The 7,036-nt window shown below is 69.7% G+C and carries 7 protein-coding genes; 3 read left to right on the top strand and 4 right to left on the bottom strand.

All coding sequences use genetic code 11. The features are described 5' to 3' along the window. Positions 1–826 (bottom strand): cbb3-type cytochrome c oxidase subunit I (locus Ato02nite_RS05850; RefSeq protein WP_213005338.1); only part of this gene is annotated, 826 nt, incomplete at its 3' end. A gap of 122 nt (positions 827–948) precedes the next feature. Further along, a complete protein-coding gene (locus Ato02nite_RS05845) occupies positions 949–2,064 on the bottom strand; it encodes an FAD-dependent monooxygenase (RefSeq protein WP_213005344.1) in 1,116 nt (371 codons plus the stop codon). Positions 2,065–2,193: 129 nt separating this feature from the next. Here Ato02nite_RS05845 and Ato02nite_RS05840 point away from each other — a divergent pair, with 129 nt between their 5' ends. Continuing rightward, positions 2,194–2,604: a VOC family protein gene (locus Ato02nite_RS05840; protein ID WP_213005337.1), complete on the top strand. Its 411-nt coding sequence runs from the start codon at positions 2,194–2,196 to the stop codon at positions 2,602–2,604. On the opposite strand, the gene Ato02nite_RS05835 is transcribed toward Ato02nite_RS05840, so the two are convergent. Next, positions 2,594–3,262, bottom strand: coding sequence for a helix-turn-helix domain-containing protein (locus Ato02nite_RS05835; RefSeq protein WP_213005336.1), 669 nt, complete (start codon positions 3,260–3,262; stop codon positions 2,594–2,596). The genes Ato02nite_RS05840 and Ato02nite_RS05835 overlap by 11 nt on opposite strands. Before the next feature lie 34 nt (positions 3,263–3,296). Between Ato02nite_RS05835 and Ato02nite_RS05830 the strand changes: the two genes are divergently transcribed. Both Ato02nite_RS05830 and Ato02nite_RS05825 read left to right on the top strand, forming a co-directional pair. Next, positions 3,297–4,415: a DNA polymerase ligase N-terminal domain-containing protein gene (locus tag Ato02nite_RS05830; protein WP_213005335.1), complete on the top strand. Its 1,119-nt coding sequence runs from the start codon at positions 3,297–3,299 to the stop codon at positions 4,413–4,415. A 200-nt stretch (positions 4,416–4,615) separates the two neighbouring features. Further along, positions 4,616–5,950, top strand: a complete 1,335-nt coding sequence (locus Ato02nite_RS05825) for an MGH1-like glycoside hydrolase domain-containing protein (RefSeq protein ID WP_213005334.1) — start codon at positions 4,616–4,618, stop codon at positions 5,948–5,950. Here the strand turns inward: Ato02nite_RS05825 and Ato02nite_RS05820 are convergent. Next, complete coding sequence (locus Ato02nite_RS05820; RefSeq protein WP_213005333.1) at positions 5,947–7,032, bottom strand: S-(hydroxymethyl)mycothiol dehydrogenase; 1,086 nt, start codon at positions 7,030–7,032, stop codon at positions 5,947–5,949. The genes Ato02nite_RS05825 and Ato02nite_RS05820 overlap by 4 nt on opposite strands. Between the last annotated feature and the right edge of the window lie 4 nt (positions 7,033–7,036).

Here is a 7,036-nt window from a genome sequence, read left to right as displayed (position 1 = left end):
TGATGATGCCGAAGAACGGCAACGCGACGATGTAGACCTCGGGATGGCCGAAGAACCAGAACAGGTGCTGCCAGAGCATCGGCCCGCCGGTGTCCACATCGAAGACGTGCGCGCCGAGCACGCGGTCGGCGGCCAGGGCGAACAGCGCGGCGGCCAGGAACGGGAAGACCATGATCACCAGGAGGCTGGTGACCAGGATGTTCCACGTCATGATCGGCATGCGGAACATCGTCATGCCGGGCGCGCGCAGAGTGAGGATGGTGGTGATCATGTTGACGCCACCGAGGATGGTGCCCAGGCCGGACAGCGCCAGGCCGACCACCCACATGTTGCCGCCGATGCCGGGCGAGTGCAGCGAGTCGCTCAGCGGCGCGTAGGCGAACCAGCCGAAGTCGGCCGCACCGCCGGGCGTGAGGAAGCCGCCGATGGCGATCGTGCCGCCGAAGAGGTACAGCCAGTAGGCGAACGAGTTCAATCGCGGGAACGACACGTCGGGTGCGCCGATCTGGATCGGCACCACGAAGTTCGCGAAAGCGAACACGATCGGCGTCGCGAAGAACAGCAACATGATCGTGCCGTGCATCGTGAACAGCTGGTTGTACTGCTCCGGCGAGAGGAACTGCATGCCCGGCCGGGCCAACTCCGCCCGCATGAGCAGGGCCATCAGGCCGCCCAGCATGAAGAACACGAAGGCCGTGATCAAATACATGATCCCGATCTGCTTCGCGTCCGTCGTGCGCAGGATCCGGGCAAGCGCCGAACCCTTGACCTGCCGCCGCACCGGGTAGGGCCGGGTCACGATCGGCTTAGGCGCAACGGTCGTCACGAATAGCCTCCGTCGTCTCGTTCGTACCGCTCAGTACACCCAAAGCGAAAGGCGTACCTCGCAGGCAGAATAGTCCCCCATGCGCCTCACCCGCCCCCGGGGTTGCCCAGAGGTGATCGACCTCAGGCGGGCGGGACCAACGGCCGGTAATGATCCGCGAAGATCCGCAGGCCGCGCCGGCGGAGCATCGGGTCACGCAGGGCAGGCGGTACGTCACGGGTGCGGTCCCGCTCGCGGGTGCGGTCCCGCACGGCGCCGCATCGGGGACGGCGGCGCAGCTCGTAGGCCCGCAGGGCGGCCGCGACGTCCTCTCCGGAACGTTTCAGTTCCGCACCGAGGACGACCGCGTCCTCGAAGGACATCGCGGCACCCTGGGCGAGGGTGGGGGCGGTGGCGTGGGCGGCGTCGCCGACCAGCAGCACCGGGCCGCGGTGCCAGGTCTCGAGAACGACCTCGTCGGTGCGGGCCACCGACACCTTTTCCATGGCGGCGAGGATGGCCGGCACCGGACCGCCGAACGAACCGAAGACGTTCCGCAGGTGGGCCCGCGGGTCGTCCGGGTTGGGCGAGTCGGGTGCGGTCTCGTCGGCGTAGCAGTAGAGCTTCCGGCCGCCCATCGGCATGGCCACGAACGACGACCGCCGGCCGAGCAACGCCGTCCAGTCGGACAGTGGCGGACCGCCGCTGACCACCGAGCGGTAGACGATCTGACCGGTGGGCACCGCGGCACCGCCGAGCCCGGCCTTGGCCCGGATCGTGGACCGCCGGCCGTCGGCGCCGATGACCAGGTCATATTCGGCGACACTGCCGTCACCGAACTCGACCTTGGCGGCGCCGTCGAAGATTTCCAGGTCTTTGACCGCGGTGTCGTAGCGCACCTCGCCGCCGACCCCGGTGAGCAGCACCTGCTGCAGGTCGGCCCGGGACAGCGCCCGGGACTCGCCGACCCCGGCCCACAGACCGGCCACGTCCATCTCGAACAGTGTGCGGCCCCGGGCGTCGAGGAAGACCTGCCGGAAGATTAGGTCACCGAGGGGGCGAAGCGGTGCGTCGAGGCCGAGTTGCCGGAGCGCCCGGGAGGCGTTGCCGGGCAGGTAGATGCCGGCACCGGGCAGCATGCTGGCGGGCAACTCTTCGACCACGTCCGGCCGGTAGCCGGCGAGCCGCAGCGCCCGAGCAGCGGAAAGGCCGGCAATTCCGGCCCCCACCACGAGGATGCGCAAGGTCATCGCGCCAATGCCTCCCAGCGGTCGGACACGCGTCGGAGCCAGAACACTACCCCTAGCCACCGGGCCGGGAAACCCTCGATCATCCCCGAGTCCGATTTGTTCAAGACTTCGGCGAAGCACGGTCGTAGCGTCGGCGACATGGCACCGACGATCAACGGAATCGGCCTCGTGGTGGCCGACATGGCAACCTCCCTTTCCTTCTACCGCCGCCTGGGCCTGGACATCCCGGCCGAGGCGGAGAACGAACCACACGCCGAAGTGGAACTGCCCGGCGGCATCCGGCTCATGTTCGACACCGAGGCGCTGATGGCCTCGATCGAGCTCGCCTCGCCTGGCAAGCAGGGCGCCGCCGAGAAAACGAAGACCGGACCCAGCCTCGCCTTCCTCTGCAGCGATCCGGCCGAGGTCGACGCGACCCATGCCGACCTGGTCGGGGCCGGTTACCGCAGTTACCGGGAACCGTGGGACGCCGAGTGGGGTCAGCGCTACGCGGTGATCCACGATCCGGACGGTTACACGGTCGATCTTTTCGCATGGTTCAAGAACTGATCAGGGAACCCAGCGGCACACCGGCCATGGCCCGCACCTCCCGAGCGAGGTGGGCCTGGTCGGCGTAGCCGGCCGACGCCGAGACGGCAGCGAACGGCAGCCCGGCGCGGGCCATCCCGACAGCCCGCTGCATCCGCAGGATGCGGGCGAGCACCTTGGGCCCGTAACCGAAGGCGGCGTTGCTGCGCCGCAGCAGCTGCCGAGGGCTGAAGCCGCAGTCGGCGGCGATGGCGTCGATCGGCCGGCCGGCCGAGGAGGCCGCCGCCAGCGCCACCATGACCGGGTCGGGGGTAGCCCAGCGTGAACGGGCGGCCTCGGTCAGCGCCGCCATCGGATCGGACGACTCGGCTAGGCGCCGGACCGCGGCGGAGGACCACAGCGCGTCGAGCGGCACCTGCTGATCGACCAACTCGGACGCGGGCACGCCGAGCACCGGCGGCCCGGTGCCGGCGGAGAAGCGAAGCGCGAACATGCGGCTGCCCAGAACCGGCCGCCCGATCTGCGCGGTCGTATCGGGCCCGGCCACGAAGACCCGGCCGTCCTTCCAGATGATGTCGAGACACCCGTCCGGCAGGATGCGGCTTTCCCGCGCGCCCGGCCCGGTGACGCTCCACCAGGCGATCACGTGCGGCAACGAAGACGCCCGTTCCGAGTACATGCGACAAGCCTGCCACCGGGGTATGACAAGAACTGTGACGGATCGACTGGGCGAGTACCGCCGTAAACGCGACGCGAAGCGCACTCCCGAGCCGGTTCCGGCCGTCCATCCCGGCGAAACCGGGCAGAACCGGTTCGTCATCCAGCAGCATCACGCCCGCAGCCTGCATTGGGACGTCCGGCTCGAGCGCGACGGCGTACTCGTCAGTTTCGCCGTCCCGCGCGGCCTGCCCCGCGACCGCACCCGCAACAACCTGGCCAAACATACCGAGGATCACCCGCTCGAATACCTGGACTTCAGCGGCGAGATCCCGGCCGGCGAATACGGCGGCGGCCGGATGACGATCTTCGACCGGGGCACCTACGAGACCCGGAAGTGGCGCGACGACGAGATCGAGGTGGTCTTCCACGGCGACCGCGCCGAGGGAAGGTACATCCTCTTCCAAACCGGCGGCGCCGACTGGATGGTCCGGCGGATGGATCAACCCGAGCCGGGCTGGGAGCCGATGCCCGAGTTCGTGCCGCCGATGCTGGCCACGAAAACCGAGAAAACCACCAAAACCCGAAAAACCGAGGACGAGCTTTGGGCGTACGAGATGGGTTGGGCCGGCAAGCGCGTCACGGCGTACGTCTCAGGTGGTCGCGTACGGCTGAATGAAGCCGGCGGCGAGGATGTGACCTCGTGGTTCCCGGAAATCCGGGCCCTCGGGCCGGCGCTCGCGCCGATCGAGGCCGTTCTGGACGGTGAGCTGGTGGCGTTCGACGGACCGCGACCGGCCGCCGAGCTTCTGGATCGGCGCACGGCGCCGCGGGATGCCGCGGCGGCGAAGCGCGCCGCCGAGCGCACCCCGGTGCAGTTCCTGGTGTACGACCTGCTGTGGCTGGAGGGGCACGGCACGCTGGAGATCGAGTACGCGCAGCGCCGGGAACTGCTCGACGGCCTGGCGGTGACCGGCGACCACTGGCAGACCCCGCCCTACTTCCCCGGCGGCGGCGAGTTCGCCCTGGAGACGGCCCGCGCCCAGGGCCTGCCGGCGGTGATCGCCAAGCGGCTCGACTCGCCGTATCGGCCCGGTGAACGCAGCGCATTGTGGCGGGAGATCCCAGTGCGATCGGCCCGTTCGGGTGCAGACCGAGAGCGGGACCGCATCTAGAGTTCAGCGCCGGTTCGTCCGGGCCGATGAGTGAAACAGGGGCCGGCGCACCGGTGGTCCGTGCCCTTTCCGCTAACTACCGGTTCCCTTGCGGGAGCCCCGGCGGCCCCTGCAGAAGAGGTTTGCCGGTGACCGCAGCGGAAAGGGTTTCTGATTAGATGCACCACGACCTGCCTCCGACGCCTGCCTTGAAGCCGGATATGTCTGCCGAACTTTGGAACTCCGCCGTCCGTGTGCTCGACACCAACTGGGCCGGCGACCACATGGTCCCGTCCCGTCGGCTGTATCCCCACCAGTGGAGCTGGGACGCCGCCTTCATCGCCATCGGCCTGGCCTATGTGAACCCCACCCGCGCCTGGCGTGACCTGCGGAGTCTCTTCGAGGCGCAGTGGCCGGACGGCCGCGTTCCGCACATCGTCTTCGACCCGGCGACGGCCGAGGCCGACTATTTCCCCGGCCCGGCGTTCTGGGACGTTCCGGCGTACGGGAACCGCCCGGCCCGCGGCAGCACCGGCATCGTCCAGCCGCCCATGCACGCGATCGCCGCGTGGGAGGTCTACCGGCACGCGGCGGCGCACGGCGCGGCCTGCGCGCAGGAGGCCCGCACCGAGCTGGAGTGGCTGTACCCACGCCTGGTCGCCCAGCAGCGTTACCTGACCACCGGCCGCAACCTCGGCCGTGCCGGGCTGGCCAGCATCGTGCACCCGTGGGAGTCGGGCCTGGACAACAGCCCGGCCTGGGACGAGGCGATGGCGAACGTGCCGGCCGACCTGGCGCTGCTGTCCCGGTACCGCCGTCGTGACCTGGACGTCTCGGACGCCGCACACCGCCCCACCGATCTGGATTACTCCCGGTACGTGGGTCTCGTGGTCAGCTACCGAGCCGAGGGTTACTCGGACGCCGGCCTGCTGGACCGGCACGCGTTCGCGGTGGAGTGCCCGGCGTTCAACTCGATCCTGGCCTCGGCCGAACTGGCTCTCGCGCAGATCGCCGGCGAGCTGGGGCTCTCCGCCGAGGCGGCCGGCCATCGGGACCGGGCGGGTCAGATCACCGCGGCGATCATTCGGCGGCTGTGGAACGAGAGGACCGGCACTTTCCACGCCCGGGACGTGCACACCGGCAAACTCACGCCGGCAAACTGCGTGAGTGGCCTGCTTCCGCTGATGCTGCCGGATCTGCCCGCCGACCTGGTGCGGGCGGTGATGGACGAGATGCGGTCGGAGCGGTTCGGCCTGCCGGTGCCCAGTTACGACCGCACCGCGCCGGACTTCGACACGATGCGGTACTGGCGCGGGCCGGTCTGGATCAACGTGAACTGGCTGATCCGGCGAGGGCTGCTGATGCACGGCTTCCGGGACGAGGCCGAGGACCTGCGCACCGCGATGGTGCGGCTGGTGCACCGCAACGGGCATTTCGAGTACTTCCACCCGACCTCGGGCGAGGGCCTCGGCGCGCCGACGTTCAGCTGGACCGCTGCCCTCTCCCTCGATCTGCTGGCCGACCGGTCGGTGCCGGCTTACGCCAAGGCCGGTTAGAAGATCACCACTGATCGCAGGACACCGCCGGCGTGCATCTTGCCGAAGGCCTCCTCGACCTGGTCCAGCGCGATCTCCTCGGAGACGAAAGCGTCCAGGTCGAGGCGGCCCTGCTGGTAGAGCGCGGTCAGCAAGGGGAAGTCGCGGGTGGGCAGGCAGTCGCCGTACCAACTGGACTTGAGCGCGCCGCCCCGGCCGAACACGTCGATCAGCGGAAGCTCGATGGTCATCTCGGGAGTGGGCACCCCGACCAGCACCAGCGTGCCGGCCAGGTCACGGGCGTAGAACGCCTGCTTGTAGGTCTCCGGGCGGCCGACCGCCTCGATCACCACATCGGCGCCGTTGCCACCGGTGAGGTCCTGGACGGCTTTCACCACGTCCGACTCACGGGCGTTGATCGTGTGGGTCGCGCCGAAACTGCGAGCCCAGGCCAGTTTCTGATCGTCGGTGTCGACCGCGATGATCGTCGTCGCGCCGGCCAGCGCGGCTCCGGCGATCGCGCCGTCCCCCACGCCGCCGCAGCCGATCACCGCGACCGAGTCGCCGCGGGTCACCCCGCCGGTGTTGATCGCCGCGCCGATCCCGGCCATCACGCCACAGCCGAGCAGCCCGACGGCGGCCGCCCGGGCGGAGGGGTCGACCTTCGTGCACTGACCGGCCGCGACCAGGGTCTTCTCCACGAACGCGCCGATCCCGAGGGCCGGGGACAGCTCGGTGCCGTCCTCCAGGGTCATCTTCTGGGTCGCGTTGTGGGTGGCGAAGCAATACCACGGTTTGCCGCGCAGGCAGGCCCGGCAGTTGCCGCAGACGGCCCGCCAGTTGAGCACGACGAAGTCGCCCGGGGCCACATCGGTGACGCCCTCGCCGACCGACTCGACCACGCCCGCGGCCTCATGGCCGAGCAGGAACGGGAAGTCGTCGTTGATGCCACCCTCGCGATAGTGCAGGTCGGTGTGGCACACCCCGCACGCCTGGACCTGCACGACGGCCTCGCCCGGCCCCGGATCGGGCACGACGATCGTCGTCGTCTCGACCGGTGCACCCTTCGCTCGGGCGATCACGCCCCGCACTCGCTGACTCATCAGC

It is taken from the genome of Paractinoplanes toevensis, from assembly GCF_018332695.1.
Lineage (GTDB): Bacteria > Actinomycetota > Actinomycetes > Mycobacteriales > Micromonosporaceae > Actinoplanes > Actinoplanes toevensis.
This window is presented reverse-complemented; position numbering and strand designations above follow the sequence as displayed.